This window comes from Methylobacterium sp. WL119, assembly GCF_008039875.1.
Classification (GTDB): Bacteria; Pseudomonadota; Alphaproteobacteria; order Rhizobiales; family Beijerinckiaceae; genus Methylobacterium.
Genome location: NZ_VRUU01000043.1, coordinates 1 through 26,166 on the forward strand (window position 1 = coordinate 1; position 26,166 = coordinate 26,166).

A 26,166-nucleotide genomic window follows, 5' to 3' on the forward strand; every position below is an offset into this window, starting at 1 on the left:
TACGGCTCCCATCTATAGCTGCACATGTTGTTTCTTCGCCAGCGTATTTTGTTTATAAGTTACTGGGGGGGGCGGGGCGCGCCTGAGCGGCGGCGCCGTCTTTCGGCGCGGAAGCGCTGTCTTGCAGCATCGGCGTGATCTCGCTTATGTCCGGCCTCGACCGGCGCCGTCGAGACGGCGCGAGCGGGCGGCTGATGATCGTGTGCCGCGGTCTTATCGAGCCCGCGGCGATGGGGTCAATGTGGGGCCGCGTCAAAGGCGGCTCAATCGCTGCAAACCGCAGGCCAGCCACCCGTTTCTGCACAACAAGGACAACATCGATGCTGCGCGCCCGCCTCACCACCGAGATGAAGGAGGCCATGAAGGCCGGCGAGAAGGCCAAGCTCGCCACGATCCGCATGATTCAGGCGGCGCTGAAGGACAAGGACATCGAGGCGCGCGGGCTCGGCAAGGAGCCGGCGACCGACGACGAGATCCTGGCGCTGCTGCAGAAGATGATCAAGCAGCGCGCCGAATCGGCCTCCGTCTACGAGCAGGGCGGCCGGCCGGAGCTCGCCGAGAACGAGCGCGCCGAGATCGCGATCATCGAGGGCTACCTGCCCCGGCAGATGGACGAGGCCGAGACCAAGGCCGCCGTCGACGCCGCGATCGCCGAGGCGGGCGCCGCCGGCCCGAAGGACATGGGCAAGGTGATCGCCGTGCTGAAGGGCGCCTATGCCGGCCGCATGGACTTCGCGAAGGCGAGCGGGCTGGTAAAGGCGTCGCTGAACGCCAAGGCGTGAGGGCACCTCAGGCACGGAGGTCCTTTCTGCGCGCTTCCGCGTTGGCACGCAGCCCCGCGTCGACGCGGCGAGTCGTTACGATCGAAGGGTCGATCCGGCGCGTCGGCCGGCCGCCTGGATCGGGCGATTCGACCCGGAGGACTCGTTAGGACCGAAAGCGCTATACTCGGCGGCCAACGACATTCGAGTCCCGCATCTCCGTGCGCTACCCGCCCCACATCCTCGAAGAGATCCGCAACCGGCTTCCCGCCTCCGACGTAGTCGGCCGGCGGGTCAAGCTGAAGAAGGCCGGGCGCGAGTGGCGTGGGCTGTCGCCGTTCAACGCCGAGAAGACGCCGTCCTTCTATGTCAACGACCAGAAGCAGTTCTACCACTGCTTCTCGTCCGGCAAGCACGGCGACATCTTCAGCTTCCTGATCGAGACCGAAGGGCTGAGCTTCCCGGAAGCCGTCGAGCGGCTCGCCGCCGACGCCGGCGTGACGTTGCCGGCTCCCACCGCCGACACCCGCGAGATGGAGACCAAGCGCCGCGGCGCGATCGAGGTGATGGAGCTGGCCACCGCGTGGTTCGAGGAGCGGCTGGCCTCGCCCGCGGGGGCGGCCGCCCGCGCCTACCTCGACCGGCGCGAGCTCGGCCCCGAGATCCGCAGGAGCTTCCGCCTCGGCTACGCTCCGGCAGACCGCTACGGCCTGCGCGACCACTTGGCGGGTAAGGACGTCGACAAGGCGCTGATGGGCGAGCTCGGCCTGCTGGTGACCGGCGACGACATCGCCGTTCCCTACGACCGGTTCCGCGACCGCATCATCTTCCCGATCGCCGACGTGCGCGGCCGGGTGATCGCCTTCGGCGGCCGGGCGATGCAGGCGGACGCCAAGGCGAAGTACCTGAACTCGCCCGAGACGCCGCTCTTCCACAAGGGGCAGGTGCTGTACAACCTGAACCGGGCGCGGAAGGCCGCCCACGATCGCGGCACGATCATCGCTGTCGAGGGCTACGTCGACGTCATCGCGATGACGATGGCGGGCCATGCCAACACCGTCGCTCCGCTCGGCACCGCGCTGACGGAGGAGCAATTGGCGTTGCTGTGGCGGCATGCCGACGAGCCCGTGCTGTGCTTCGACGGCGACGGCGCTGGGCAGCGCGCCGCCTTCCGCGCCCTCGACGTGGCGCTGCCGATGCTGGAGCCGGGCCGGTCGCTGCGATTCGCGATGCTGCCGGAGGGCCAGGACCCGGACGACCTGCTGCGCTCGGGCGGCTCGGACGCGATCGACAAGGTGGTCGAGGCGGCCAAGCCCCTGGTCGAGATGCTGTGGAGCCGCGCCGTCGAGACCGGCTCGACCGACACGCCCGAGCGCCGGGCGGGCCTGGCCAAGACGCTGCGCGGCCTCGTCGCCGGCATCCGCGACGAGACGGTGCGGGGCTACTACCGCGACGAGATTGAGGAGCGGTTGCGCGGGCTCTCGCCGCGCGGCGCGACGCAGCAGCGCGGCGCCTACCAGCCGGGCGGGCGGCCGAATGCCTACGTCCGCAAGCCGCGCCCCGGCGATCCGCCGCCCTCGCCGCGGCTGACCGCCGGGCCGAGCGCGGGCCTCGCCCGCTCGAACGGCTTCTCCGGCAGCGGCGGCTCGCGCGAGGCGATGATCGTGGCGAGCCTCCTCGTGCATCCCGAGCTGCTCGGGCTCGAAGCCGAGGATCTCGCCGCCCTCGATCTCGAGGACGCGGATGCGGTGGCCCTGCGCTCGGTTCTGCTCGACCGCGCCGCCGACGCGGCGGACCCGGACGTGGCGGTGGTCGAGAATCGGCTGGCGCGGGCCGGGCTCGAGGCGGCGAGCGCGCGGCTGGCGGCACGGGTGCGCCCGGGCGACCGCTGGGCCCTCGATCCGCACGCCGATCTCGTCAAGCTGGAGGACGCTTTGCGGCAGGCCGTGATCTTGCACCGCAAGGCCGGCGCGCTAAATAGCGAACTCCGACAGGCGGAACGTGCGCTCGTCGAAGAAGAAACAGAGGCGAACTTCGCTTGGCTGTGCGACGTCAAGGAGCGCTTGGCGGTGATCGCGGGAGCGGAGACCGAGGCGGACCTGCAGGACACGAACGACTCGACTGTGTCGTAGGGCCTGTGCGATGGCGGAATACGACACGCCTTCGCGGCATGGTTAACAATCGGTCAAGCGTCTCGCTTGCATACCGAACTCGAGAATACGACGCGGTCGAAGCGGTTCGCCCGGGTCTCACACGCATTGCGGCGCCGACGGCGCGGCGTGGCCGAAAGGCCCCCGCATCGTGGCGCGCCGAAACAATAGGCTGATCATGGCGACGAAGGCAACGGAACGGGACGAGACGGACACCGCTCCGGCAGAGCAGACCGATGGGCCGCTCCTCGACCTGACGGATGCTTCGGTCAAGCGGATGGTGAAGCTCGCCAAGAAGCGCGGCTACATCACCTACGAGGAGGTCAACGAGGTCCTCCCCGAGGGGCAGTCCGACCCCGACCAGCTCGAGGACGTCCTGTCCCAGCTCTCCGAGATGGGCATCAACGTCGTCGAGGCCGAGGAGACCGACGAGGCCGCCGCCGACAAGCCGGCCAACGGCGAGGCGTCGGACGACGAGGAGAGCGCCGAGGGCACGGAGGTGGCCGAGGTCGCCCCGACGCGCGCCGTCGCCGTCGTCACCGCGACCAAGGAGCCGACCGACCGCACCGACGATCCGGTGCGGATGTACCTGCGCGAGATGGGCTCGGTCGAGCTGCTGTCGCGTGAGGGCGAGATCGCCATCGCCAAGCGGATCGAGGCCGGGCGCGAGGCGATGATCGCCGGCCTGTGCGAGAGCCCGCTGACCTTCCAGGCGATCATCATCTGGCGCGACGAGCTCGTCGACGGCAAGGTGCTGCTGCGCGACATCATCGATCTCGAAGCGACCTATGCCGGCCCTGACGGCAAGAACCCGCAGATCGCGGAGGCGGCCGCCGAAGGCGAGGATGCCGAGCCGGAAGCGCCGACGCCCGAGGGCGGCGACGACGACGACGACATGGAGAACAACGTCTCGCTCGCGGCGATGGAAGCCGAGATTAAGCCGCGCGTGCTCGAGACGTTCGACGCGATCGCCAACAACTACCGCAAGCTGCGCAAGCTCCAGAACGAGGAGACCGAGCGCAAGGCGAACAGCGAGAAGACCACGTCGGCCCAGGAGAAGAAGCAGGCCGAGTTCAAGGACACCGTCGTCGCCGACGTGAAGTCGCTGTCGCTGAACAACAACCGCATCGAGGCCCTGGTCGAGCAGCTGTACGACATCAACAAGCGCCTCATCTCGCATGAGGGCCGGCTGATGCGCTACGCCGAGAGCCACGGCGTCGCCCGCGACGAGTTCCTGCGCCACTACCAGGGCTGGGAGCTCGACCCGAACTGGATGACCCGCGTCGGGACGCTCGGCGGCAAGGGCTGGAAGAACCTCGTCGAGAAGGGCTCGAAGCAGGTCTCGGACCTGCGCGAGCAGATCCTGACGCTCGCCTCCGAGACGGGCCTGGAGATCGGCGAGTACCGCAAGATCGTCAACATGGTCCAGAAGGGCGAGCGCGAAGCCCGCCAGGCCAAGAAGGAGATGATCGAGGCCAACCTCCGCCTCGTGATCTCGATCGCCAAGAAGTACACCAACCGCGGCCTGCAGTTCCTGGACCTGATCCAGGAGGGCAACATCGGCCTGATGAAGGCGGTCGACAAGTTCGAGTACCGCCGCGGCTACAAGTTCTCGACCTACGCGACCTGGTGGATCCGCCAGGCGATCACCCGCTCGATCGCCGACCAGGCGCGCACCATCCGAATCCCGGTGCACATGATCGAGACGATCAACAAGATCGTCCGCACCTCGCGCCAGATGCTGCACGAGATCGGGCGGGAGCCGACCCCGGAGGAGCTGGCCGAGAAGCTGGCCATGCCGCTCGAGAAAGTCCGAAAAGTCCTGAAGATCGCCAAGGAGCCGATCTCCCTCGAGACGCCCATCGGCGACGAGGAGGACAGCCACCTCGGCGACTTCATCGAGGACAAGAACGTCGTCCTGCCGATCGACGCGGCGATCCAGAGCAACCTCCGCGAGACCACGACGCGCGTCCTCGCCTCGTTGACCCCGCGCGAGGAGCGGGTGCTCCGCATGCGCTTCGGCATCGGCATGAACACCGACCACACCCTCGAGGAAGTCGGTCAGCAGTTCTCGGTGACCCGCGAGCGCATCCGTCAGATCGAGGCGAAGGCCCTGCGTAAGCTGAAGCATCCGAGCCGGAGCCGGAAGCTGCGGAGCTTCCTGGACAACTGAGCGTCGGATACGCCATTCTCGAATTCGCCGAAATGCGATCGTCGGATCGCGCCGTGCTCACGGCGCGATCTCGCGTTCCAGGCGGCGAAGGGATGATGGTCTTCGATCCGGATCGATCTCGCCATCGTCAGCCTGAACCTTGCTTTGGCGGTTCGTGAACCCACCTTGGCCGTATGCTTGAGCGTCGCCAGCATCCACCCGTGCCGCCGACCGCCGCAGCCGACGGCTCGGAGGCGGACGACGTGCCGTTCGGCGCGCTGCAGGATTGCGTCGCGATCCGCGACTGGCTGCTGAGCGAGGGCGCCCGCCTGCCCGAGCCCGACGACCTGATCGCGGGCTTCGCCGAGCGCCTCAACGCGGTCGGCGTTCCGGTGGACCGGACCTCGACGGCGATCGATACGCTGCACTCGGAATATTCCGGCATCGGCCGCATCTGGACGCGCGAGTCCGGCACGACGGTGCGCCTGTTCCCGCACGGCGAAGCCTCCGAGCGCGCCTACGCGGCGAGCCCGTTCCGCAAGGTGCACGAGGACGGCGAATGGCTGATCCTCGACCTCGCCGAGACGCCGGACGACGCCTACTCGGTGATCCCCGACCTGAGGGCCGCCGGCTACCGCCACTACATCGTGGTGCCGCTGTTCTTCACCAACGGCACGCATAACGGCATCACCTTCGCCACCCGCGACCCGGACGGATTCCGCGACGAGGACGTGGCGATCCTGCGCTTCATCATGCCGGCCCTGGCCGCGGTGATGGAGATGCGGATCGTCACCAAGCAGCTTGACACGGTGCTGCGCATCTACGTCGGCGACGAGCCGCACCGCGCCATCCTGTCGGGCGACATCCGCCGCGGGCAGGTGAAGCGCATCCGCTCGGCGATCCTGTTCGCCGACATGCGCGACTACACCCGCATCTCGGCGAACATGACGCCGGAAGAGGCGGTCGACCTGCTCAACATCTTCTTCGACTGTCTCGTGCCGCCGATCGAGCGGGAGGGCGGCGAGGTGCTGAAGTATCTCGGCGACGGCCTGCTCGCCATCTTCCGCGAGCCGGGTGACGACCTCGGCGGCGCCGCCAAGGGGGCGCTGACGGCGGCACAAAGTGCGCTCGCGGCGCTGGAGGAGGCCAACACCCTCCACCAATTCACAGTGCCGATGATGGCCGGCATCGCGCTCCATCACGGCGAGGCGGCCTACGGCAACGTCGGCTCGGGCACGCGCCTCGACTTCACGGTCATCGGCCGCGACGTGAACATGGCGAGCCGCATCGCCCGGCTCAACAAGACGCTCGGCGAGCCGCTGCTGATGTCGAAGCCCTTCGTCGACTTCCTGTGGGGCGATCCGGTGCCGCTCGGCGAGCACGTGCTCGACGGGTTCGCCGAGCCGATGATGGTCTATCGCCCGCGCCCGAAGCCGCACCGCGGCCAGAGCTGAGGCGGGCCTCAGCCCCGCAGCGTCATCGTCCCGCCGGTGATGCTGAAGTCGCGCACGCGCTTCAGGAACGACATGCCGAGGAGGTTCGTGCCGAGGCGTCCGCTCGGGACGATCACGGCCTCGACGTCGCGCACGGTGACGGGCCCGATCCGGATCGTGCCGATCCGCACCGGTGCGACGCGGATCGTCCCGTTGGCGGTCATCACCGGGCGCGTGAAGTCCCGCGGCCCGACGACGATGCCGAGGCGGGCGGCATCCTCTTCCGCAAAGCTGCACGTCGTGGCCCCGGTGTCGACCATCATGCGCAGCGATCGCCCGTCGACCAGCGCATCGGCGAGGAAGTGGCCGTTGCGGTCGGCGCCGAGCGCGATCGCCGTCGGCGCGGACGCAACCAGTTGCACCGTCGGCACCGGTGGGGCCGCGGCCTTGCGGCTGGTCAGGCGGTTGCCGATGCCTCCGAGCACCCCCGCGACGAGGCCGGCCGCGAGGCAGAGCATCAGGATCGTCCGCATCGCCTACCTTCGCCCCCGCCGATCGAGGACGCTTAGACGAGCATGACGCCGGTGAACGATGCGTGGCGGCGTGCCCGCCGCCGGACGGAACCGCGCGGCCATCTGCCGACAGGGTTTCCGGTCCGTCTCGGCGCGACGACGAATCGCGCGCATCCGCAGGAGGGGATCGGCCCGCGGGGTTGACCGAGGCGGCCGGCGGGACCACATCTGCGGTGTTCCAGGGAGATCCCCGGCAAGGGGCTGAGAAACCGCTGGCAGGCTCGTGAGGGCCCGCGGCGCGGAAATCCTTCGAACCTGATCCGGTTCACACCGGCGTAGGGATTGGACCGTGGGCGCCGTCTTCGACGACGGGGTGCCCCAGCTTCTCAGACGAAGCGTCAGGCCCGGTCTCTGCGACAGCACGCGGAGGATCACTTGGGTCGTCATTCGGGTCGTCACGCAGCATCACCGATCGGGACGCGCCGGACGAGCGGCGGCGCCCGGCCAACCGTCCCGCTGCCGGCGCGTGCCGACGTCGCGATCGTCGGCGGCGGCCTGATCGGGCTGTCGATCGCCTGGCGGCTGGCGCAGGCCGGGCGGTCCGTCGTCGTGGTCGAGCGGGAGACCATCGGCTCCGGCGCGAGCCTCGCCGCCACGGGCATGCTGGCGCCGGCGGCCGAGCACGAGCCCGGCTCCGACCCGCTGCTGCCGCTGGCGCTTGATTCGCTCCGGCGCTGGCCGGGGTTTCGCGCCGAGCTCGAAGCGGCGTCCGGCCTCGACATCGACTACCGCGAGGACGGGACGCTGGTGCTGGCCATCGGGCGCGACGAGGTCGAGCGCCTGCGCTTCCGCTTCGACCTGCAGCGCCGCTCGGGCGTCGCCGCCGAGTGGATCGCGGGTGCCGACGTGCGTCGCCGCGAGCCGGCCCTCCGCCCCTCGGTCACCGCGGGCGTGCTCTGCCCGCTCGATCACCAGGTCGACCCGAGCCGGGTGATGGCGGCGCTCGTCGAGGCGTGCCGCGCCGCCGGCGTGGCGCTCGTCGAGAACAGCCCGGTTGTCGCCCTCGAGCGCACGAGCGGCCGCGTCGCGGGCCTGCGCACCGCCGACGGCGTGGTGCTGGCCGAGACCGTGGTGCTCGCCGCCGGCGCCTGGAGCGGCGAGGGCGGCCTGCTGCCGCAAAGCCTCGCCCTGCCCGTGCGCCCGCTGAAGGGACAGTCGCTGGCGCTGAAGACCACGGCGCGCACCGGCACGCTCTCGCACATGGTCTGGACCGAGCAGGTCCACATGGCGCCAAAGAGCGACGGCCACATCGTCGTCGGCGCGACGGTCGAGGATTGCGGCTTCCGCCCCGGCGTCACCGCCGGCGGGCTCTATGCCCTGCTCGAAGGCGCGCGCCGGGTGCTGCCCGGCATCGAGGAGATGGAGGTCGAGGCCGTCTGGAGCGGGTTCCGCCCGACCTCGGACGACGACGCGCCGATCCTCGGTGAGATCGCCCCCGGCCTGGTGGTCGCCACCGGTCACCATCGCAACGGCTACCTGCTCGCCCCGGTGACCGCCGACGCGATCGCCGCCCTCGTCACGACGGGCGCGATGCCGGCGGTCGCGCAGGACTTCTCGCTGGCGCGGTTCGCGCCGGGCGCCGAGCTGAGGGTGTCGGCATGAAGCTGACGGTGAACGGACAGGCTCGCGAGATCGAGGCCGCCGACGTCGCCGCCCTGTTCGCGCAGGCGGCGGAGGAGACCGGCAGCACCGATCCGCAGGGCGTCGCCATCGCGCTCAACGGCCGCGTCGTCCGCCGCCGCGACTGGGACACCACACCGATCTCCGAGGGCGACCGCATCGAGATCGTACGCGCCATGCAGGGAGGCTAGAGGATGGTCGACACGCTCACACCCCTCCGACCGGAGGCCGATGACCCCTTCGTGATCGCTGGCGTCACGCTGGGCTCGCGGCTGTTCATCGGCACCGCGGGCTACCCGACGCAGGTGATCATGCGCGATGCGGTCGCGGCCTCCGGGGCCGAGGTCGCCACCGCCTCGATCCGCCGGGTCTCGCTGCAGGGCCACGGCTCGGACACCGTGAAGATCCTGAAAGGACGCCGCTTCCTGCCGAACACCGCCGGCTGCGAGACCGCCCGCGACGCGATCATGACCGCCGAGCTGGCCCGCGAGGCGCTCGACACCAACTGGATCAAGGTCGAGGTGATCGGCGACCGCGAGACCCTGTACCCGGACGTCGCCGAGCTGATCGAGGCCTGCCGCCACCTCGTCGACGACGGCTTCGTCGTGCTGCCCTACTGCAACGACGACCCGATCGTCTGCCAGCGGCTCGCCGACATCGGCTGCGCCGCGGTGATGCCGATGGGCTCGCTGATCGGCTCCGGCATGGGCATCGCCAATCCGGCCAACCTCGAGTTGATCTGCCGCCGCATGGGCGTACCGGTGATCGTGGATGCCGGCATCGGCACGGCCTCCGACGCGGTGATCGCGATGGAGCTGGGCGCCGACGCCTGCCTGATCAACACCGCGGTGGCGAAGGCCGACGATCCCGTCCGCATGGCGCGCGCGATGCGCAACGCCGTGCAGGCGGGCCGCGATGCCTACCGCGCCGGCCGAATCCCGCGCCGCGGCCGGGCCGAGCCGTCGAGCCCGCAGCTCGGCCTTGTCGGCTCGTAGCCTGCCGTCGCCGCTCCTTGCGGTGACCGACCGGCGCGGGCCCCGCCCCCTGGGCGAGACCATCGCCGCCGTGCTCGACGGCGGGTGCCGGTGGGTCTGGTTTCGCGACAGGGATCTGCCACCGCCCGAGCGCCGGGCGCTGGCGGAGCGCATCGCCGAGCGCTTCCGCGAGGCCGGCGGCGTGCTCTCGGTCGGCGGCGATCTCGAGCTTGCCGCGGCCCTCGGCGCGAGCGTCCATCTCGGCGGCGGGGCGGATCGTGCCGCCATCGCCGATGCCAGGCGCCGTCTCGGCACCTCGGCGCTTGTCGGCGTCTCGGCGCACGGCCTGCGCGACGTCGAGGCGGCGGAAGACGCGGATTACGTGACCCTGAGCCCGGTCTTCGCCACGGCGAGCAAGCCCGGCTACGGTCCCGCCCTCGGCCTCGGCGCCATCGCAGCGGCCGCGCGGATCGGAATCCCGGTCGTCGCACTGGGTGGCATCGGCGTCGCCACTGCCGCCGCGTGTCGCCGAGCGGGCGCGGCGGGCGTGGCCGTGATGGGCGGCCTGATGCGGGTCGACGACCCTTCCAGCGAAGCTCGGGCGCTGTTGCGTGCCTGGGAAGCGGCCTCGGACGGGCCACCGTGAGCCTTACGCATGATCAGAATTCGATGCTCGCCGATCCAGCCTCGTCTCCACTCTCGATCTCATCCTGAGGTGCCGCGTCGGCGACCTCGAAGGGGGGCTCCGAAAATCGCGCGCGCGCTGCAGGGCTCCTTCGAGGCCTCCGCTTCGCTGCGGCACCTCAGGGTGAGGCTCACGGTTGGAGGATGTCCGGCGTGAGAAACTACTTCGCGGCGGCAGGCCCGTAGGGCGGGCGCGGGATCGCCCGATGCGCGGCGCGGAGCGCCGCCGACCAGCGCTCGCGCAGGTCGTGGAAGTAGCCCTCGCCGGCCTCGATCCGATGATTCACCTCGAGGTCGAGGGCGTTGCGGCGCGCCAGCGCGATGTCGATCGGCAGGCCGACGCCGAGATTCGAGCGCATGGTCGAATCCATCGAGACAAGTCCGACCTTGAGCGCGTCGTAGAGCTCGGTCTCGAACTTCACCGCCCGGTCGAGGATCGGCTTGCCGTACTTGTGCTCGCCGATCTGCAGGAACGGTGCATCGGTACTGCACTCGATGAAGTTGCCGGCCGAGTAGATCAGGAACAGCCGCATCGGCTCGCTGCCGATCTGGCCGCCGAACAGCAGCGAGACCGAGAAGCGCAGGCTCGCCGCCTCGAAGCCCGCCTTCTCGATCGCGCGCACGTGGCGGATCGCGCGGCCGACGAGCTGGGCCGCCTCGAACATCGTCGTCGTCTCGACGAGCTTCAGCTTGGCCTCGCCGTTGTCGCCGGGCACGCCCTCGGAGAGCAGGCTCAGGACCGATTGCGTCACCGACAGGTTGCCGGCCGAGGCCAGCATCATCACCCGCTCGCCCGGCACGTTGAAGTGATGGAGCTTGCGATAGGTCGAGATGTCGTCGAGCCCCGCATTGGTGCGGGTGTCGGCGATCATCACCAGGCCTTCCTCGACGAGGACGCCGACGCAGTAAGTCATGGGATCAGGCTTTTCGAAGAGGCGCGGAGCGTCAGGATTGCGGTGCCGCCTGGGCTTGCTCCACCCGGAGCTTCACGTCCAGCGTTTCGGTGCCGCCGCCTGTGCGACTGCCGCGAATCGGGGCAGCCCCGAGGTAGTCGAGCCCGGATGCGACGCGGATATAGGCTTCCGTGGTGGCGTCGCCGGTGGTCGGATCGAAGCCGACCCAGCCGAGATCCGGCACCAGCGCCTCGGCCCAGCCGTGCGGCGTCTCCTGCTCGGCGTCGCTCCCCTCCGGGCGGTGGTAGCCGGAGACGTAGCGCGCCGGGATCGCCCGGTAGCGGGCGGCGGCGATGAAGACGTGGGCGAAGTCCTGGCATACGCCGGCTCCGGCCTCGAAGGCCTTCGGCGAGGGCACGGCGGCGCTCGCGGGGCCTGGCGTGTAGGCCATGTGCGCGTGCACCGCGGCCATCAGCCGATGCAGGAAGGGGAGGGCTGCCGGGTCTCCGGCGCCGGCGACCGCGTCGGACAGCGCCTGGATCTCCGGGCTCGGCAGCACGAGGTCGGTGTCGCGCAGGTAGAACGTCTCGGGCAGGCGCTCGACGGCGCCGCGGACGATGCCGTGGGTCTCGTGGGTGTCGACCTCGCCGGTGACGCGAATCACCAACGCGTCGGAGGCCTGGTCCGGCGTGAACCAGTGGACCACGTTGCCGTAGCCGTCCTCGCGCTCGGTGAGCCGTCCGTCGACCGAAGGCTCGATCCGCCAGCGCCGGACGTACTGGCCGTCATGGTCGCGCGGCGTCATCCGCAGGACCTGGATCAGGCCGCGTGCCGGTTGCTCGTAGCTGTAGATGGTCTCGTGGACCACGCGAATGCGCATGCGTCGATTCTGCCCGTCCTGGCTCCGCCGGTCTCGGCGACACGGCGCCCCTGATGGACGCCGCGGCGCCCGAAGTCACACGTTTTACACGACGTTCCGACGGAGCGCGCAACCGCGGAAGCGGAACCGCGCGTATTCCGCTGCGGCTCGAGCCTCAGCCGAGATACTGCTCGGCGATGGCGGCGCCGACCTTGTTGTTCTCGCCGATGAAAGCGATCACGAACTCATGCAGGCCGGACGCGAAGACCCGGTCGATCTCCTCGCTTTCCAGCCGTGCGAGCAGGTTGCTCGCCAAGCGCTGGCTGGCGCCGCGGCGTCCGTAGGCGTCGGCGATCAGGTCGAGATGCTCGACGAGGACGCCGTAGCAGTTGGCGAAGGAGCGCGGCATCTGCCGGTTGAGGATCAGGAGGTCGGCGACCAGCAACGGCTTGACGCTCTCGCGATACACCCAGTGATAGGCGTTGAAGGCCGAGACTTCGCGCAGGATCGTCGTCCACTGGAAGTAGTCGAGGCTGCCGCCGATCTTCTCGGTGTCCGGCAGCAGGATCTTGTACTTCACGTCGAGGATGCGGGCGGTGTTGTCGGCCCGCTCGATCGCGGTGCCGAGACGCGTGAACCAGTAGGTGTCGTTGCGCAGCATCGTCCGGTAGGCCGAGCCGTCGAAGGTCAGCGAGATGCCCTTCACCCAATCGAGGAAGCGCGTGAACGCGTCGCGGTCGAGGTCCTTCTTCTCGTAGGACCGCAGCTCGAGCCAGGCGCCGTTGATCGTGTCCCACATTTCGGTGGTGAGCGCGGTGCGCACGCTGCGCGCGTTCTCGCGGGCGCTCTCGATGCAGGAGCGGATCGAGGACGGGTTGTGCGGGCTGAAGGCGAGGAAGTCGCACACCGTCGCGGCGTTCACGCCGTCGTAGTGCGGCTTGAACACCTCCGGATCGCCGGCCGAGGCGAGGGCCGAAGCCCACTCGTTGGTCTCGCCCCCGCCGTAGCTCGTCGGCAGCGAGGCCAGGCGATGCGCCGCATCGAGGATGCGGGCGACGAACTCCGCCCGTTCGACGTAGCGCGAGAGCCAGTAGAGGTTGTCGGCAGTCCTGGAGAGCATGGCTGTTTCGCTGGGGTCTCTTCGGCTTCGGCCCGGGGGCGTCCACCGCTGGGCGGTTCTCGGTGAAAGCAGGCGTCACGCCATCACGCGTCGAGAACCCAGGTGTCCTTCGTACCGCCCCCTTGGCTGGAATTCACCACCAAAGATCCTTCCTTCAGCGCCACGCGGGTGAGACCGCCCGGCACGATGCGGATCTCGTCGGCGCCGCACAGCACGAAGGGGCGCAGGTCGACGTGGCGCGGGGCCACCCCGGAGGCGACGAAGGTCGGGCAGGTGGAGAGCGACAGCGTCGGCTGGGCGATGAAGCCGTCCGGCGCGTGGCGCAGGCGCTTGGCGAATTCCTCGATCTCGCGCTTGGTCGCGTGCGGCCCGACGAGCATGCCGTAGCCGCCCGAGCCGTTGACCTCCTTGACCACCAGCTCGGACAGGTTGTCCATCACGTAGGAGAAGGCCTCCTTCTCGCGGCAGCGATAGGTCGGCACGTTGTGCAGGATCGGCTCCTCGCCGGTGAAGAACTTCACGATCTCCGGCATGTAGCTGTAGACCGCCTTGTCGTCGGCGATGCCGGTGCCGACCGCGTTGGCGAGCGTCACGCTGCCGCGCTCGTAGGCGTTCATGATGCCCGGCACGCCGAGCATCGAATCCGGCCGGAACACCAGCGGATCGAGGAAGTCGTCGTCGAGGCGGCGGTAGATCACGTCGACCCGGCGCGGGCCTTCGGTGGTCCGCATGTAGACCACGTCGTCCTTGGTGAAGAGGTCGCCCGCCTCGACCAGCTCGACGCCGAGCTTGTCGGCCAGGAACGAGTGCTCGTAGAACGCCGAGTTGTAGCGCCCGGGCGTCAGCAGCACGACGGTCGGGTCGCGGGTCGCCGTCGCCGGCGCGAGGCTGCGGAGCGTCGCCAGCAGCGCGTCCGGATAGTTCTCGACCGGCGCGACGCGGTGGCGGGAGAACAGGTCCGGGAACAGCCGCAGCATCACCTCGCGATTCTCGAGCATGTACGACACGCCGGACGGGATGCGGGCGTTGTCCTCGAGCACGAAGAAGTCGTTCTCGCCGGTGCGGACGATGTCGATCCCCGCGATGTGCACGTAGAGGTCGTGCGGCACCCGGAACGACCGCATCTCCATGCGGTAATGCGCGTTCTTGTAGACGAGGTCGGCCGGGATGATGCCGGCCTTGATGCATTCCTGCGCGCCGTAGATGTCCTTCAGGAACATGTTGATCGCGGTGACGCGCTGCTTCAGCCCGCGCTCCAGGAAACCCCATTCCGGCTTGGTGATCACCCGCGGGATGATGTCGAACGGGATCAGCCGCTCGGTCGATTCGTTGTCGCCGTAGACCGCAAAGGTAATGCCGATGCGCCGGAACAGCAGCTCGGCCTGGCTCCGGCGGGTGTTGAAATGGTCGGCCGGCGTCGTGTCGAGCCAGTTCTTCAGCTGACCGTAGGCCTCGCGGACGTCGTCGGGACTCGTCGCGGCGCCTGCGAAGGCGGTCATCTCGTCGAAGGCCACGGCCGCCATTCAGTCTCTCCCAGATCCGTCACGCTAGAGGCAAGAGGCGCGCCACGCAAAGGGATTACGGCCTCGTTCGGGGCTCGTTCCAAACACGCGTCAGATGAGGCGCAGGCCTTTCAGGCTGGCATGGCCTGACCGGCCGAGGATGACGTGGTCGTGCACCACGATCTTCAGCGGGCTGAGCACGGCGATCACTTCGCGCGTCATCGTCACGTCGGCGACCGAGGGCGCCGGATCGCCGGACGGGTGGTTGTGCGCCAGGATGATCGCCGTCGCCGAGAGCTCCAGCGACCGCCGCGCCACCTCGCGCGGGTAGACCGGCGTGTGGTCGACGGTCCCGCGCCCCTGGATCTCGTCGGCGATGAGGTGGTTGCGCTTGTCGAGGAACAGCACCCGGAACTCCTCGCGGGTGGCGAAGGCCATGGTGGCGCGCAGGTACTCGATGAGCTCGGCCCAGGAGGAAAGCAGCGCGCGCTGGGCGATCGCGCCGCGCGCCAGCCGGCGGCCCGCCGCCTCCATCAACTTGAGGTCGGCGACCACGCCGGCGCTGACGCCCTCGACCTCGGCGAGCCGGGCCGGATCGGCGCTCAGCACCTCGGCGAAGCTGCCGAAGCGGCGGATCAGCGCCTTGGCCAGCGGCTTCACGTCCCGCCGCGGGATCGCGCGGAACAGGGCAAGCTCGAGCATCTCGTAGTCGGGCAGGGCGTCGGCCCCCTGCTTGGCGAAGCGCTCGCGCAGGCGATCGCGGTGGCCGAGATAGTGCGGCGGCTCCTCGGGCTTCGGCGCGACGGCCGGCCGCTCGGCGAACAATCCGCCCTCAGCCGCGTCGCCCGGGCCCGTCACGACCTCAAGCGCCTGGGTTGCCGGGCTGGTGCAGCCCCTTCGGCGAGACCGTGAAGATCTCGACGCCGGTCTCGGTGACGGCCACCGTGTGCTCGAACTGCGCCGACAGCGAGCGGTCGCGCGTCACCGCGGTCCAGCCGTCGGAGAGCACCTTCACCGCCGGCCGGCCGAGGTTGATCATCGGCTCGATGGTGAAGAACTGCCCCGGCCGCAGCGGCACGTCGTAGCTCGCCTCAACGTAGTGCAGGATGGTCGGCGCATCGTGGTAGCTCCGACCGAGGCCGTGGCCGCAGAAGTCGCGCACCACCGAGCAGCGCTCGCCCTCGGCGTAGTCCTGGATCGCGCGGCCGATGTCGTTGGTCGATCCGCCGGGCTTCACCGCGGCGACGCCCCGCATCAGCGCCTCGTAGGTGATCTCGCACAGGCGCGCCGCCTTGCGCGGCACCTCGCCGACGAAGGCCATCCGGCTCGAATCGCCGTGCCATCCGTCGAGGATCAGGCACATGTCGAGGTTGACGATGTCGCCCTCGCGCAGCGGCTTGTCGTTGGGGATGCCGTGGCAGACCACGTGGTTGATCGAGGTGCAGATCGACTTCGGATAGCCGCGGTAGAGCAGCGAGGCCGGGTAGGCGCCGTGATCCATCGCGAACTCGTAGGCGAGCTTGTCGAGCGCCTCGGTGGTCACGCCCGGCTGCGTCGCCTCCATCAGCACGTCGAGGCCTTCCGCCGTCAGGCGTCCGGCACGGCGCATGCCCGCGAACCCCTCCGGCCCGTGGATCGGTGCCTGGGGCACGCGCCGCGTCGCTTGGTCTTGCTGGGTCATCGAGGGGCTTGTCCGCGCCGGGTCGGTCTTCGAAGGCTTATGTACGGCGTGGCCGCCGAGGCGCCAAGTGACCGGCGTTCGCCCCCAGGCTTGCGCCGGACGAACGCACGGCGGCATAAGCGGGGCTCGGGCGACCCGGTGCGAGGGGTCCCAAGGCACAGGACGGCGCGATGGCTGACAGGGCGGTACCGCACTTCCACAACGAGCTCGGCGTCGCGGTCATCCATGTCGGCTCGCGGGAGTTCATGTGCATCGGCGCATTGCCGCCGTTCGATCATCCGCACGTGTTCCTCGACATGGGCGCCGACAACGAGATCATCTGCCAGTACTGCTCGACGCTGTATCGCCACCGCGCCGACCTGAAGGCCGGCCATGCCGACCCGGCGGCATGCGTCTGGCACGATCAGAAGGCGGCGGCCGAATAGGGTCATGCCCCGAGACCCTCAGCCGCCGCTGACCGTCGCTATCGTCGGTGGCGGGATCGGCGGCCTGACCGCGGCGCTGGCGCTGAACGCCGCCGGCCATGCGGTGACGGTGGTCGAGCGCCGCACCGGCTTCAGCGAGGTCGGCGCCGGCCTCCAGCTCTCGCCGAACGCGAGCCGCGTGCTCGCCGATCTCGGGCTCGCGGCGGCGCTCCGGCGCGCCGGCTCCGAGCCGCCGGGCGTGACCGTCCGCGCCCTCGATTCGGGCCGGCGGATCGGGGCGGTGGCGCTGGGCGCCAAGGCCCGCGAGCAGTTCGGCGCGCCGTACTACGTCATCCACCGGGCCGACCTTCAGACCCTGCTCCTCGACGCGGTGCGCTCCCGCCCCGGCATCCGCCTGATGATGGGCCGTGCCGTCATGGGCCTCACCGAGACCGAGGACGCCGTCACTCTTGCCCTCGAAAGCGGCAACGGCACCCGCAACGACAGCCTCTCGGCCGAGCTGGTGATCGGGGCGGACGGCCTGCGCTCGCGCATCCGCGGCCACCTCGACCCACGCCCGCTCGCGACCGCCGGGATGGCGGCGTGGCGGGCGATCGTGCCGCGCGAGGCCGTGCCCGAGGCGCTGGCCGGCGAGGCGACCGGGCTGTGGCTCGGGCGCGGCCGGCACGTGGTCCACTACCCGATCCATGCCGGCCGAGACCTCAACGTCGTGGCGATCGTGCCCGAGCGGCAGGGCGACGAGGATTGGGGCCGGCTCGGGGATCCGGCGGTGCTGCGCGCGCATTTCCGCACCTGCGCGCCGGAGCTGCTCGAGCTGCTGACCGTGCCGGATTCCTGGCTGGTCTGGTCGCTCGCCGACCGCCCGGTGGCGCGGCCGATCGCGCGCGGCCGGGTCGCGCTGCTGGGCGATGCCGCCCACCCGGTGCTGCCGTTCCTGGCGCAGGGGGCGGCGCTGGCGATCGAGGACTGCTCGATCCTGACGCGGTGCCTCGCCGAGCATCCGGTCGCGGACGCGCTCGCGGCCTACACCAAGGCGCGCCGGCGCCGCGTCCGCCGGGTGCAGCGCGCCGCCCGCGGCAACGGCCGGACCTACCATGCCGGCGGCCTCACCGCCTTCGTGCGCGACGCGGTGATGCGCCGCCTCGGGCCCGACGGCATGCGCGCGCGCTACGCCTGGCTCTACGGCTGGACGCCGAACGCTTGATCTCGCCGACGCCGGCGGCTACCGCTTCGGCACATCGAGGGGCCGCTTGCCGAAATTGGTAGACGGAAGGCACTTAAAATGCCTCGGGCTTCGCCCGTGTGGGTTCGAGTCCCACAGCGGCCACCACGCCCCGATCCTTGCCCGGCACCGGCCGTCCTGATACGCGAGCGGGATCATCTCCAGGGATTGCGGGGAAGGGTGCGACGCGCACGCTCCGCAGAACCGTACCGCGTAGGGTTCGCCGCGGGCATGGCGCGTGCCTGCCCGTGCGGCCCTGTACCCGTCATCGGGCCGGGCGCGCTCCCGCGCCGGCCCCGCCGAACCTGATAGGATGCCTGCGATGGCCCGCGAATTCATCTACCACATGAAAGGCCTGACCAAGACCTACACTGGCGGGAAGAAGGTGTTGGACAACGTCAACCTGTCCTTCTACCCCGACGCCAAGATCGGCGTGCTGGGCATCAACGGCTCGGGCAAGTCGACCCTGCTGAAGATCATGGCCGGCATCGACACCGAGTGGACCGGCGAGGGCTTCGTCGCCCAGGGCGCCCGCGTCGGCTACCTGCCGCAGGAGCCGCAGCTCGATCCGACGAAGTCGGTCCGCGAGAACGTGATGGAGGGCGTCGCCGAGAAGCAGGCTCTGCTCGACCGCTACAACGAGCTCGCGATGAACTACTCCGACGAGACGGCGGACGAGATGACCCGTCTCCAGGACGAGATCGAATCGAAGAACCTGTGGGAGCTCGAATCCAAGGTCGACCAGGCCATGGAGGCCTTGGGCTGCCCGAGCGACGAGCAGCCGGTCGCCACGCTGTCGGGCGGCGAGCGCCGCCGCGTCGCGCTGTGCCGGCTGCTGCTGTGGGAGCCGGAGCTGCTGCTGCTCGATGAGCCGACCAACCACCTCGACGCCGAGACGGTGAACTGGCTCGAAGGCCACCTGAAGAACTATCCCGGTGCGATCCTGATCGTGACCCACGATCGCTATTTCCTCGACAACGTCACCAGCTGGATCCTCGAGCTCGATCGCAGCAAGGGCATCCCGTACGAGGGCAACTACTCGGCCTGGCTGGTGCAGAAGCAGAAACGCCTGCAGCAGGAGGGCCGCGAGGACATGGCTCGCCAGCGCTCGATCGCTCGCGAGCAGGAGTGGATCGCCGCCTCGCCGAAGGCGCGCCAGTCCAAGTCGAAGGCGCGCATCACGCGCTACGAGGAGCTGGTCGCCAAGCAGAACAACAAGGTCGATGCCGCGGCCCAGATCGTGATCCCGATCGACGAGCGGCTCGGCAACAACGTCATCGAGTTCGACCACCTCAACAAGGCCTTCGGCGACCGGCTGCTGATCGAGGACCTGTCGTTCAAGCTGCCGCCGGGCGGCATCGTCGGCGTCATCGGCCCGAACGGCGCCGGCAAGACGACGCTGTTCAAGATGATCACCGGCCAGGAGAAGCCCGACGGCGGCGCGATCTCGGTCGGCGAGACCGTGCATCTCGGCTACGTCGACCAGTCGCGCGATGCGCTCGATCCCAACGCCACGGTCTGGCAGGAGGTCTCGGGCGGCAACGACATCATCTATTTCAACAAGCGCGAGATCAATTCGCGGGCCTACTGCGCGGCCTTCGCCTTCAAGGGCGGCGACCAGCAGAAGAAGGTCGGCACGCTGTCGGGCGGCGAGCGCAACCGCGTGCACCTCGCGCGAACGCTGAAGGGCGGCGCCAACGTGCTGCTCCTCGACGAGCCGACCAACGATCTCGACATGGAGACGCTGCGGGCGCTCGAGGACGCGCTGGAGGATTATGCCGGCTGCGCGGTGATCATCAGCCACGATCGCTGGTTCCTGAACCGGATCGCGACCCACATCCTCGCCTTCGAGGGCGACAGCCACGTCGAGTGGTTCGAGGGCAACTTCTCCGACTACGAGGCCGACAAGATGCGCCGCCTCGGTGCCGACTCGCTGATGCCGAAGAAGATCAAGTACAAGAAGTTCTCGCGCTGAGGCCGGTTTCCCTCCCCCTTCTGCGGGGGAGGGTGGCCCGCGAAGCGGGTCGGGTGAGGGGGCAACGCTTCCGGAGAGGCCGATCCCCTCTCCCGACCCTCGCTGACGCGAGGCCCACCCTCCCCCGCAGAGGGGGAGGGGATCATGCGGCGGACGATCAGTGAAATCCTAGAAGTACGACTTCAGCGTTCCGCGACGGCGCACGTCGAGCGTCGCGCAGTGGAACGAGCCGCCGAACGGGCCGTAGCTCAGGAACGGCGCCGGGATCGGATCGAAGCCCCAATCCTTGAGCGCCTTGATCAGCGTCGGCTGGCTCTGGTCGACGACGATCTTCTTCTCGTCGATGGCGAGCACGTTGATCGAGGTCCAGGGCGAGCACATCGAGATCTTGCTCATGAAGCCCTCGACCGGGTCGGGGCGCGGGGCGACCAGCACGTCCCACTTCTTCAGCACCGCCGGCAGCTTCTCGACGTCGATGTAGTCCGGGTTGACCAGCACCTTGCCGGGCGCGAGCGGCATGAACGACGAATCGATGTGCATCGGCTGCGGGCAGCGGCTCTCGATCTCGTGGACGCGGAAGCCGGACCCGAGGTGGCGCCGCAGCCACTCGATGCCCATCAGGTTAGTGACGTTCGAGCGGGTGACGAAGATATCGCGGCCGCAGCGGACGAAGTCGGCGGCGTCGAAGACCGGCTCGAACTCGTTGACCGTGAACTGCATCGGCTCGCCGGCCTTCAGGTTCGGCACGCGATAATCGTAGTTGTAGAGCTCGTCCGTCAGCTGCGGCCGCGGTGCCGAGGTCCAGCGCGCGCCGTTGCGGAAATACTCCTTGAACAGCGAGCGGTAGGCGTCGCCCTCGAAGTAGCGCGAGCGCCAGCACATTGGGCTCTCGATGATCTCGTCGCCGATCACCAGGTACGGGTCGCGCGGGCAGGCGACGCAGAAGCCGCGGGACGACCAGCGCGGGGCGCGGTACTTCTTCGAGAAGTCGATGCTGTCTGGGCGGCGGATCTTCACGCCCTCGCCGGCGAGGATGCCGATGAAGTTATCGAGCTCCTTCTGCGCGAGCTTCTTCATGAAGGCCGGATACCGGAAGCCCGAGGCGAAGCGGTAGAACGGCTGCGCGGCGCGCGGCAGGTTGAAGATCACGGTCAGGTGGTGCGTCGGGATCGTGGCGCCGTCGAGCGAGCCGACGATCACCTCCTCCAGCGGGTCCCACTCGTTCCAGGCCATCACCGGCGAGTGCGGCGCCGGCACGCCCGGGTCGCCGCGGACGAAGCCGTCGGTACGGGCGTCGTCGAGCACGGCCTCTCCGGCCGAGTGGGAAGCGTCGCGGTCCATGGTGATCCCTTCGTGATACGCTGCGCGGGCGGTCTGCTCGGGGCGAAACCCCTGGTGCCGCTTTGGTCCGCACTGTGTCTATCGGGTGATAGACATTGCCGATCGTTGCTGCAACTTGAGCCTTACTCCTCGTCCGCAGCGGTCTTTTTCGGTCGAAATCGCGGCGAGAATCCAGCATCAAGCCACCCCCGAGCTTGAAAGAGGATCATGAAGCGTCTGACGACCCTGGCCTTGATCGCCGGCCTCTGCACGGTCGTCGGCCTGTTCCTGTCTTCCGGTCTCGAGGATGTGGCGGCCGCGGTGGTGAGTGCCGGCTGGGGCGCGCTGGCGGTGGTCGCCGCGCGCGCGGTCGCCGTCGCCTGGGCCGGCCTCGGCTGGTTCGTGATCTTCCCCGTCGCCGGCCGCCCGAGCCTGGCCGCCTGCATCAACCTGCGCTTCGTGCGCGAGGGCATCAATACGCTGCTGCCGGTCGCGACGGTGGGCGGCGACTTCATCGGCGCGCGCCTTCTGGCCAAGCGCGGCATCGCCGGGGGCCTGGCCGGCGCCAGCATGTTCGTCGACATGATGACGCAGGCGCTGACCCAGCTGCTTTTCACCGTCGCCGGCCTCGGGCTCCTGATCTGGCTCGCGGGCGACGGGCCGATCGTGCGCACCGTCGCCGGCGGCCTCGCCATCGCCGCCCCCGCCATCGGCGCGTTCTACCTGATCCAGCGCCGTGCCGGGCACCGCCTGATCCAGGGGATCGTCGACCGCTTCGCCTCGGGCCGCGAATGGCAGGCGCTCGGCGCCGTCGACGTGCTCTACGACAACCTGCGACGCCTCTACGGTGCGCCCCTGCGCATCGTCTCGGGCATCGGCGTGCACCTCGTCGGCTGGGTCATCGGCTCGCTCGAGGTCTACGTCTGCCTGCACTTCATGGGCTATCCGGTGAGCTTCGCAGAGGCGATCGTGATCGAGAGCCTGGCCCAGGCCGTGCGCGGCGCCGCCTTCGCGGTCCCCGGCGCGCTCGGCGCGCAGGAGGGCGGGCTGATCGCGCTCTGCGCCCTGTTCGGCATCCCGGCCGAGGCGGCGCTCGCCCTGTCCCTGGTCAAGCGTCTGGCCGACCTCCTCGTCGGCGTTCCCGGCCTGTGGCTCTGGCACACGCAGGAGGGCCGCCTGCGCCGCGAGGCGAGCGAGCCCGAGGCCTCCGCGCAGGAGGAGGGCCGGACCACCTTTCGCCGAGTCGGGGCCGTCCCCGCACCCGCGACGCTCGGACCGTTCTACAGCTATGCGCCCCCCCGCGGGCAGAGCGCCCACATCGAGGACACCGCGGTGCCGGAGTTGAAGAAGTGCGCCTGATGCGCCGGTTGATCCTCGCGCTGGCGCTCGTCGCCGGCACCGTTCCGGCCTTCGCCGCCGACGACCCGGCGGTCGCGGTGGTCGACGGGCTCTACGCCCGCTTCGACGCCGCCGTGAAGAACGGGGCCGGCACCCTCAAGGACCGCATCGACGCGGTCGGCCCGACCCTGGAGCGGTCCTTCGACTACCCGGCGATGGTCCGCCTGGCGATCGGCGCCAAGTGGGCGGAGTTCTCGCCCGAGCAGCAGGGCGCGATCACCGAAGCGTTCCGCCGCAACTTCGTCGTGACCTACGCCAACCGCCTCGCACGGGCGGCGGGCGCGAAGTTCGAGGTGACGCGCAAGAGCGAGGCGAGCGGAACGAACCAGCGCGTCCTCACCCACGTCACCACCCCGGACGGGGACGATTCGCAGATCGACTTCGTCGTGAATTCGGACAACCGCATCCAGGACGTCCTGCTCAACGGCAACGTCAGCGAGGTCGCGGGTCAGCGGGCGAGCCTCGGCCAGCCGCTCAAGGCCGGCGGCGCCGACGCGGTGCTGAAATTCCTGCGCGAACGCACCGACGGCATGCTGAACGCCAAACCGGCGCCTTGAACGGCCTGCACAGAGCTTTCGTGCCGCACGCCGCGGCCCATCGATCCCACGCACCTTGCGACCGAGCGACGTTCCCATGGACCTGACCTGGCTCTCGCCGATCCTTCTGGTCCCCGCGCTCGCGGGTTGCCTGTACGCGCTCACCGCGGCGTTCCTCGCCGGGCGGTGCTCCGCGAAGGTGGCGCCCGCCTTCGCCGACGATGCGGCGCGGCCCTCGGTGACGGTGCTGAAGCCCCTCTGCGGCCTCGAGCCGAACCTGTTCGAGAACCTGCGGACCTTCTGCGCCCAGGACTATGCCGGCCCGGTGCAGATCGTGTTCGGCGTGCAGAGCGCCGGCGACCCGGCGATCGGCGTCGTGCGGCGCATCGAGGCGGCCTTCCCGCAGCTCAGCATCGACCTCGTCGTCGACGCACGCCAGCACGGCTCGAACCGCAAGGTCTCGAACCTGATCAACATGTCGGAGGTGATTCGGCACGAGGTGGTGGTGCTCGCCGACAGCGACATGGTGGTGCGCCCCGACTATCTCGAGCGCGTCGTGGCCGAGCTGTCCGCCCCCGGCGTGACCGGGGTGACCTGCCTGTACCACGGCGTTCCCGGCGACCGGGGCGTGTTCGCGCAGCTCTCGGCGCTCGCCATCGACGTGCAGTTCCTGCCCAACGTCGTGATGGGCACGGCGCTCGGCCTCGCCAAGCCGTGCTTCGGCTCGACCATCGCCTTCACCGCCGCGTCGCTGGCGAAGATCGGCGGGTTCGCCACCTTCAAGGACGACCTCGCCGACGACTATGCCATCGGCGAGGCGCTGCGCGGGCTCGGCGGCCGGGTCGCGATCCCGAACTTCACCATCGGGCATACCTGCGTCGACACCGCGATCGCGGGCCTCTGGACCCACGAGCTGCGCTGGAACCGCACCATCCGCAACGTCGACCCGGCCGGCTATGCCGGCTCGATCGTCACCCACGCCTTCCCGATCGCGCTGATCGCCGCGTTGATGCCGGAGGCCGGCGCGACCGCGCTCGGCGTCGCGGCCTTGGCGCTCGCCTGCCGCATCATCCTGTCGATGCGGCTGGAGCGTGCCTTCGGGATCGGCCCCCACCCGTACTGGCTGTTGCCGATCCGCGACATCCTCTCGTTCGCGAACTTCTCATGGAGCTTCGTATCGGGGGCGGTGACATGGAAAGGTCACGATTATCGCGTCGTTGCGGATGGAACGCTTATTCCGGAGGGCAATCTCGGCCAGGATGCTGAGTCGCCCACCGTCTGACCTTGCCGTCCCGTCGTTTAAACTTGCCATCCTCGATCCGTCATCCTTTCGATCCGATCGCCCTGCTCTGAGGCCTTGAACCCCATGCGCACGCTCTTCCTCCAGGCTCCCACCTTCGACGGCTTCGACGGCGGCGCCGGGTCCCGCTACCAGGCCAAGCGCGAGATCAAGTCGTTCTGGTACCCGACCTGGCTCGCCCAGCCGGCCGCCCTGGTGCCGAACTCGAAGCTGATCGACGCGCCGCCGCACAACATCAAGCTGGCCGAGATCGTTGCCCAGGCCAACGACTTCGACATGGTGGTGCTCCACACCTCGGTGCCGTCGTTCAAGTCGGACGTGAAGACCGTCGAGGCGCTCAAGGCCGCCAACCCCAAGCTGATCGCCGGACTGATCGGCGCGAAGGTCGCGGTGGACGCCGCCGGCGCGATGGCCCAGGCGCCGTGCATCGACTTCTGCGCCCGCAACGAGTTCGACTTCACCGTCAAGGAAGTCGCCGACGGCACGCCGATGTCGGAGATCAAGGGTCTGTCCTATCGCAACGCCGACGGCGTCGTGGTCCACAACGAGGACCGCGAGATCATGACCGACATGGATCAGCTTCCCTTCGTCACGAGCGTGTACAAGCGCGATCTCGAGATGGAGAAGTACTTTATCGGGTACCTCAAGCACCCCTACATCTCGTTCTATTCCGGCCGCGGCTGCAAGAGCCGCTGCACGTTCTGCCTGTGGCCGCAGACGGTGGGCGGGCATACCTACCGCACCCGCTCGGTCGCGCACGTGATCGAGGAGATCAAGTACTGCCTGAAGGAGTTCCCGCAGACGAAGGAGTTCTTCTTCGACGACGACACCTTCACCGACAACCTGCCCCGCGCCGAGGAGATCGCGCGCGAGCTGGGCAAGCTCGGCGTCACCTGGTCGTGCAACGCCAAGGCGAACGTTCCGCGCGAGACCCTCGAGGTGCTGAAGGCCAACGGCCTGCGCCTGCTGCTGGTCGGCTACGAGTCCGGCAACCAGAAGATCCTGAACAACATCAAGAAGGGCATGCGCGTCGAGGTCGCCGAGAAGTTCACCAAGGATTGCCACGACCTCGGCATCGCGATCCACGGCACCTTCATCGTCGGCCTGCCGGGTGAGACCCGCGAGACGATCCAGGAGACGATCGCCTTCGCCAAGCGCATCAACCCGCACACCATCCAGGCCTCGCTGGCGGCGCCGTACCCCGGCACCTTCCTCTACAAGCAGGCGGTGGAGAACGGCTGGCTCGACGTCGAGAACGCCGAGCTCGTGGATGAGAACGGCGTGCAGATCGCGCCGCTGCACTACCCGCACCTGTCGCACGCCGAGATCTTCGCGGCGGTGGAGGAGTTCTACCGGAAGTTCTACTTCCGCGCTCCGAAGATCGCCTCGATCGTCTCCGAGATGGTGCGCTCGCCCGACATGATGAAGCGCCGCCTGCGCGAGGGCGTGGAGTTCTACCGCTTCCTCAAGGAGCGTCAGGGCACCGCCAAGGCCGCCTGACAAGGGCGCCAGCTTTCCATCGCATCGACCGATCCAGACGGCCGGGCCCCAAAGCCCGGCCGTCTTCGTTCAGGGGTCCGAGTCCGAGG

General features: G+C 69.3%; 23 protein-coding genes, 1 tRNA gene and 1 riboswitch. Of the genes, 16 read left to right on the forward strand and 8 right to left on the reverse strand.

Annotated elements, in window-relative coordinates; translation table 11 throughout:
• The first annotated feature begins 320 nt into the window (after nt 1-320).
• The 4 genes from FV227_RS15875 to FV227_RS15890 all read left to right on the forward strand — a co-directional run bounded on the left by FV227_RS15875 (nt 321) and on the right by FV227_RS15890 (nt 6,517).
• Nucleotides 321-782, forward strand: a complete 462-nt coding sequence (locus tag FV227_RS15875; protein ID WP_147729595.1) for a GatB/YqeY domain-containing protein — start codon at nt 321-323, stop codon at nt 780-782.
• 200 nt (nt 783-982) lie between these two features.
• The gene (dnaG, locus tag FV227_RS15880) at nt 983-2,893 is read left to right on the forward strand and encodes a DNA primase (protein ID WP_147859423.1); all 1,911 of its coding nucleotides are present in this window, start codon (nt 983-985) and stop codon (nt 2,891-2,893) included.
• 196 nt (nt 2,894-3,089) lie between these two features.
• On the forward strand, nt 3,090-5,084 hold the full coding sequence (gene rpoD / locus FV227_RS15885) for an RNA polymerase sigma factor RpoD (protein WP_147726280.1): 1,995 nt from the start codon (nt 3,090-3,092) through the stop codon (nt 5,082-5,084).
• Between the two features lie 173 nt (nt 5,085-5,257).
• A complete protein-coding gene (locus FV227_RS15890) occupies nt 5,258-6,517 on the forward strand; it encodes an adenylate/guanylate cyclase domain-containing protein (RefSeq protein ID WP_147726281.1) in 1,260 nt (419 codons plus the stop codon).
• An 8-nt stretch (nt 6,518-6,525) separates the two neighbouring features.
• Here the strand turns inward: FV227_RS15890 and FV227_RS15895 are convergent, their stop codons facing one another.
• The gene (locus FV227_RS15895; protein WP_246686343.1) at nt 6,526-7,029 is read right to left on the reverse strand and encodes a TIGR02281 family clan AA aspartic protease; all 504 of its coding nucleotides are present in this window, start codon (nt 7,027-7,029) and stop codon (nt 6,526-6,528) included.
• A 210-nt stretch (nt 7,030-7,239) separates the two neighbouring features.
• Nucleotides 7,240-7,368, forward strand: a riboswitch (TPP riboswitch).
• Between the two features lie 111 nt (nt 7,369-7,479).
• On the opposite strand from FV227_RS15895, the gene thiO reads away from it, so the two are divergent.
• The 4 genes from thiO to FV227_RS15915 are packed head-to-tail and all read left to right on the forward strand — an operon-like array spanning nt 7,480 to nt 10,308.
• Nucleotides 7,480-8,670, forward strand: coding sequence for a glycine oxidase ThiO (gene thiO / locus FV227_RS15900; RefSeq protein ID WP_147859436.1), 1,191 nt, complete (start codon nt 7,480-7,482; stop codon nt 8,668-8,670).
• Nucleotides 8,667-8,879 (forward strand): sulfur carrier protein ThiS, encoded by a 213-nt coding sequence (gene thiS, locus FV227_RS15905; RefSeq protein WP_147842140.1) that lies wholly within the window; start codon nt 8,667-8,669, stop codon nt 8,877-8,879. The genes thiO and thiS overlap by 4 nt, the downstream gene beginning before the upstream one ends.
• Before the next feature lie 3 nt (nt 8,880-8,882).
• Nucleotides 8,883-9,683, forward strand: coding sequence for a thiazole synthase (locus FV227_RS15910; protein ID WP_147726284.1), 801 nt, complete (start codon nt 8,883-8,885; stop codon nt 9,681-9,683).
• 22 nt (nt 9,684-9,705) lie between these two features.
• Nucleotides 9,706-10,308 (forward strand): thiamine phosphate synthase, encoded by a 603-nt coding sequence (locus FV227_RS15915; RefSeq protein WP_246686344.1) that lies wholly within the window; start codon nt 9,706-9,708, stop codon nt 10,306-10,308.
• Between the two features lie 199 nt (nt 10,309-10,507).
• Here FV227_RS15915 and FV227_RS15920 read toward each other — a convergent pair whose 3' ends face one another.
• The 6 genes from FV227_RS15920 to map all read right to left on the reverse strand — a co-directional run bounded on the left by FV227_RS15920 (nt 10,508) and on the right by map (nt 16,401).
• The gene (locus tag FV227_RS15920; RefSeq protein WP_147726286.1) at nt 10,508-11,260 is read right to left on the reverse strand and encodes a peptidase; all 753 of its coding nucleotides are present in this window, start codon (nt 11,258-11,260) and stop codon (nt 10,508-10,510) included.
• Between the two features lie 31 nt (nt 11,261-11,291).
• Complete coding sequence (locus tag FV227_RS15925) at nt 11,292-12,119, reverse strand: transglutaminase family protein (RefSeq protein ID WP_147859424.1); 828 nt, start codon at nt 12,117-12,119, stop codon at nt 11,292-11,294.
• 154 nt (nt 12,120-12,273) lie between these two features.
• On the reverse strand, nt 12,274-13,218 hold the full coding sequence (locus FV227_RS15930; RefSeq protein WP_147726288.1) for an alpha-E domain-containing protein: 945 nt from the start codon (nt 13,216-13,218) through the stop codon (nt 12,274-12,276).
• 83 nt (nt 13,219-13,301) lie between these two features.
• Nucleotides 13,302-14,741 (reverse strand): circularly permuted type 2 ATP-grasp protein, encoded by a 1,440-nt coding sequence (locus FV227_RS15935; RefSeq protein ID WP_147726289.1) that lies wholly within the window; start codon nt 14,739-14,741, stop codon nt 13,302-13,304.
• 90 nt (nt 14,742-14,831) lie between these two features.
• Nucleotides 14,832-15,545 carry a DNA repair protein RadC gene (gene radC, locus FV227_RS15940; protein ID WP_246686345.1) on the reverse strand — a complete coding sequence of 238 codons (714 nt, stop codon included), beginning with the start codon at nt 15,543-15,545 and terminating at the stop codon, nt 14,832-14,834.
• A 37-nt stretch (nt 15,546-15,582) separates the two neighbouring features.
• Nucleotides 15,583-16,401 (reverse strand): type I methionyl aminopeptidase, encoded by an 819-nt coding sequence (map, locus tag FV227_RS15945; protein WP_147726291.1) that lies wholly within the window; start codon nt 16,399-16,401, stop codon nt 15,583-15,585.
• A gap of 170 nt (nt 16,402-16,571) precedes the next feature.
• Between map and FV227_RS15950 the strand changes: the two genes are divergently transcribed.
• From FV227_RS15950 to ettA, 4 genes are all read left to right on the forward strand, one after another.
• Nucleotides 16,572-16,826, forward strand: coding sequence for a zinc-finger domain-containing protein (locus tag FV227_RS15950; protein ID WP_147726292.1), 255 nt, complete (start codon nt 16,572-16,574; stop codon nt 16,824-16,826).
• 4 nt (nt 16,827-16,830) lie between these two features.
• Nucleotides 16,831-18,030 (forward strand): FAD-dependent monooxygenase, encoded by a 1,200-nt coding sequence (locus tag FV227_RS15955; protein ID WP_147859425.1) that lies wholly within the window; start codon nt 16,831-16,833, stop codon nt 18,028-18,030.
• 40 nt (nt 18,031-18,070) lie between these two features.
• Nucleotides 18,071-18,156, forward strand: a tRNA-Leu gene (locus FV227_RS15960).
• A gap of 214 nt (nt 18,157-18,370) precedes the next feature.
• Nucleotides 18,371-20,023: an energy-dependent translational throttle protein EttA gene (gene ettA / locus FV227_RS15965; protein WP_147728950.1), complete on the forward strand. Its 1,653-nt coding sequence runs from the start codon at nt 18,371-18,373 to the stop codon at nt 20,021-20,023.
• Nucleotides 20,024-20,191: 168 nt separating this feature from the next.
• On the opposite strand, the gene FV227_RS15970 is transcribed toward ettA, so the two are convergent.
• On the reverse strand, nt 20,192-21,364 hold the full coding sequence (locus FV227_RS15970) for an amidinotransferase (protein WP_147842102.1): 1,173 nt from the start codon (nt 21,362-21,364) through the stop codon (nt 20,192-20,194).
• A 207-nt stretch (nt 21,365-21,571) separates the two neighbouring features.
• Here FV227_RS15970 and FV227_RS15975 point away from each other — a divergent pair, with 207 nt between their 5' ends.
• From FV227_RS15975 to hpnJ, 4 genes are all read left to right on the forward strand, one after another.
• A complete protein-coding gene (locus FV227_RS15975; RefSeq protein WP_147859426.1) occupies nt 21,572-22,702 on the forward strand; it encodes a flippase-like domain-containing protein in 1,131 nt (376 codons plus the stop codon).
• A complete protein-coding gene (locus FV227_RS15980; protein WP_187274837.1) occupies nt 22,702-23,298 on the forward strand; it encodes an ABC transporter substrate-binding protein in 597 nt (198 codons plus the stop codon). The genes FV227_RS15975 and FV227_RS15980 overlap by 1 nt, the downstream gene beginning before the upstream one ends.
• 76 nt (nt 23,299-23,374) lie before the next feature.
• Nucleotides 23,375-24,559, forward strand: a complete 1,185-nt coding sequence (gene hpnI, locus FV227_RS15985) for a bacteriohopanetetrol glucosamine biosynthesis glycosyltransferase HpnI (protein WP_147725742.1) — start codon at nt 23,375-23,377, stop codon at nt 24,557-24,559.
• 84 nt (nt 24,560-24,643) lie between these two features.
• Nucleotides 24,644-26,077: a hopanoid biosynthesis associated radical SAM protein HpnJ gene (hpnJ, locus tag FV227_RS15990; RefSeq protein WP_147725743.1), complete on the forward strand. Its 1,434-nt coding sequence runs from the start codon at nt 24,644-24,646 to the stop codon at nt 26,075-26,077.
• Nucleotides 26,078-26,166 lie beyond the last annotated feature (89 nt).

What these genes read in the sequence shown, in the direction of transcription:
- FV227_RS15875 (WP_147729595.1), top strand. Translation starts at nt 321, where the DNA reads ATGCTGCGCGCCCGCCTCACCACCGAGATGAAGGAGGCCATGAAGGCC.
- rpoD (WP_147726280.1), top strand. Translation starts at nt 3,090, where the DNA reads ATGGCGACGAAGGCAACGGAACGGGACGAGACGGACACCGCTCCGGCA.
- FV227_RS15890 (WP_147726281.1), top strand. Translation starts at nt 5,258, where the DNA reads ATGCTTGAGCGTCGCCAGCATCCACCCGTGCCGCCGACCGCCGCAGCC.
- FV227_RS15895 (WP_246686343.1), bottom strand. Translation starts at nt 7,029, where the DNA reads ATGCGGACGATCCTGATGCTCTGCCTCGCGGCCGGCCTCGTCGCGGGG.
- thiS (WP_147842140.1), top strand. Translation starts at nt 8,667, where the DNA reads ATGAAGCTGACGGTGAACGGACAGGCTCGCGAGATCGAGGCCGCCGAC.
- FV227_RS15910 (WP_147726284.1), top strand. Translation starts at nt 8,883, where the DNA reads ATGGTCGACACGCTCACACCCCTCCGACCGGAGGCCGATGACCCCTTC.
- FV227_RS15920 (WP_147726286.1), bottom strand. Translation starts at nt 11,260, where the DNA reads ATGACTTACTGCGTCGGCGTCCTCGTCGAGGAAGGCCTGGTGATGATC.
- FV227_RS15925 (WP_147859424.1), bottom strand. Translation starts at nt 12,119, where the DNA reads ATGCGCATTCGCGTGGTCCACGAGACCATCTACAGCTACGAGCAACCG.
- FV227_RS15930 (WP_147726288.1), bottom strand. Translation starts at nt 13,218, where the DNA reads ATGCTCTCCAGGACTGCCGACAACCTCTACTGGCTCTCGCGCTACGTC.
- FV227_RS15935 (WP_147726289.1), bottom strand. Translation starts at nt 14,741, where the DNA reads ATGGCGGCCGTGGCCTTCGACGAGATGACCGCCTTCGCAGGCGCCGCG.
- map (WP_147726291.1), bottom strand. Translation starts at nt 16,401, where the DNA reads ATGACCCAGCAAGACCAAGCGACGCGGCGCGTGCCCCAGGCACCGATC.
- FV227_RS15950 (WP_147726292.1), top strand. Translation starts at nt 16,572, where the DNA reads ATGGCTGACAGGGCGGTACCGCACTTCCACAACGAGCTCGGCGTCGCG.
- FV227_RS15955 (WP_147859425.1), top strand. Translation starts at nt 16,831, where the DNA reads ATGCCCCGAGACCCTCAGCCGCCGCTGACCGTCGCTATCGTCGGTGGC.
- ettA (WP_147728950.1), top strand. Translation starts at nt 18,371, where the DNA reads ATGGCCCGCGAATTCATCTACCACATGAAAGGCCTGACCAAGACCTAC.
- FV227_RS15970 (WP_147842102.1), bottom strand. Translation starts at nt 21,364, where the DNA reads ATGGACCGCGACGCTTCCCACTCGGCCGGAGAGGCCGTGCTCGACGAC.
- FV227_RS15975 (WP_147859426.1), top strand. Translation starts at nt 21,572, where the DNA reads ATGAAGCGTCTGACGACCCTGGCCTTGATCGCCGGCCTCTGCACGGTC.
- FV227_RS15980 (WP_187274837.1), top strand. Translation starts at nt 22,702, where the DNA reads ATGCGCCGGTTGATCCTCGCGCTGGCGCTCGTCGCCGGCACCGTTCCG.
- hpnI (WP_147725742.1), top strand. Translation starts at nt 23,375, where the DNA reads ATGGACCTGACCTGGCTCTCGCCGATCCTTCTGGTCCCCGCGCTCGCG.
- hpnJ (WP_147725743.1), top strand. Translation starts at nt 24,644, where the DNA reads ATGCGCACGCTCTTCCTCCAGGCTCCCACCTTCGACGGCTTCGACGGC.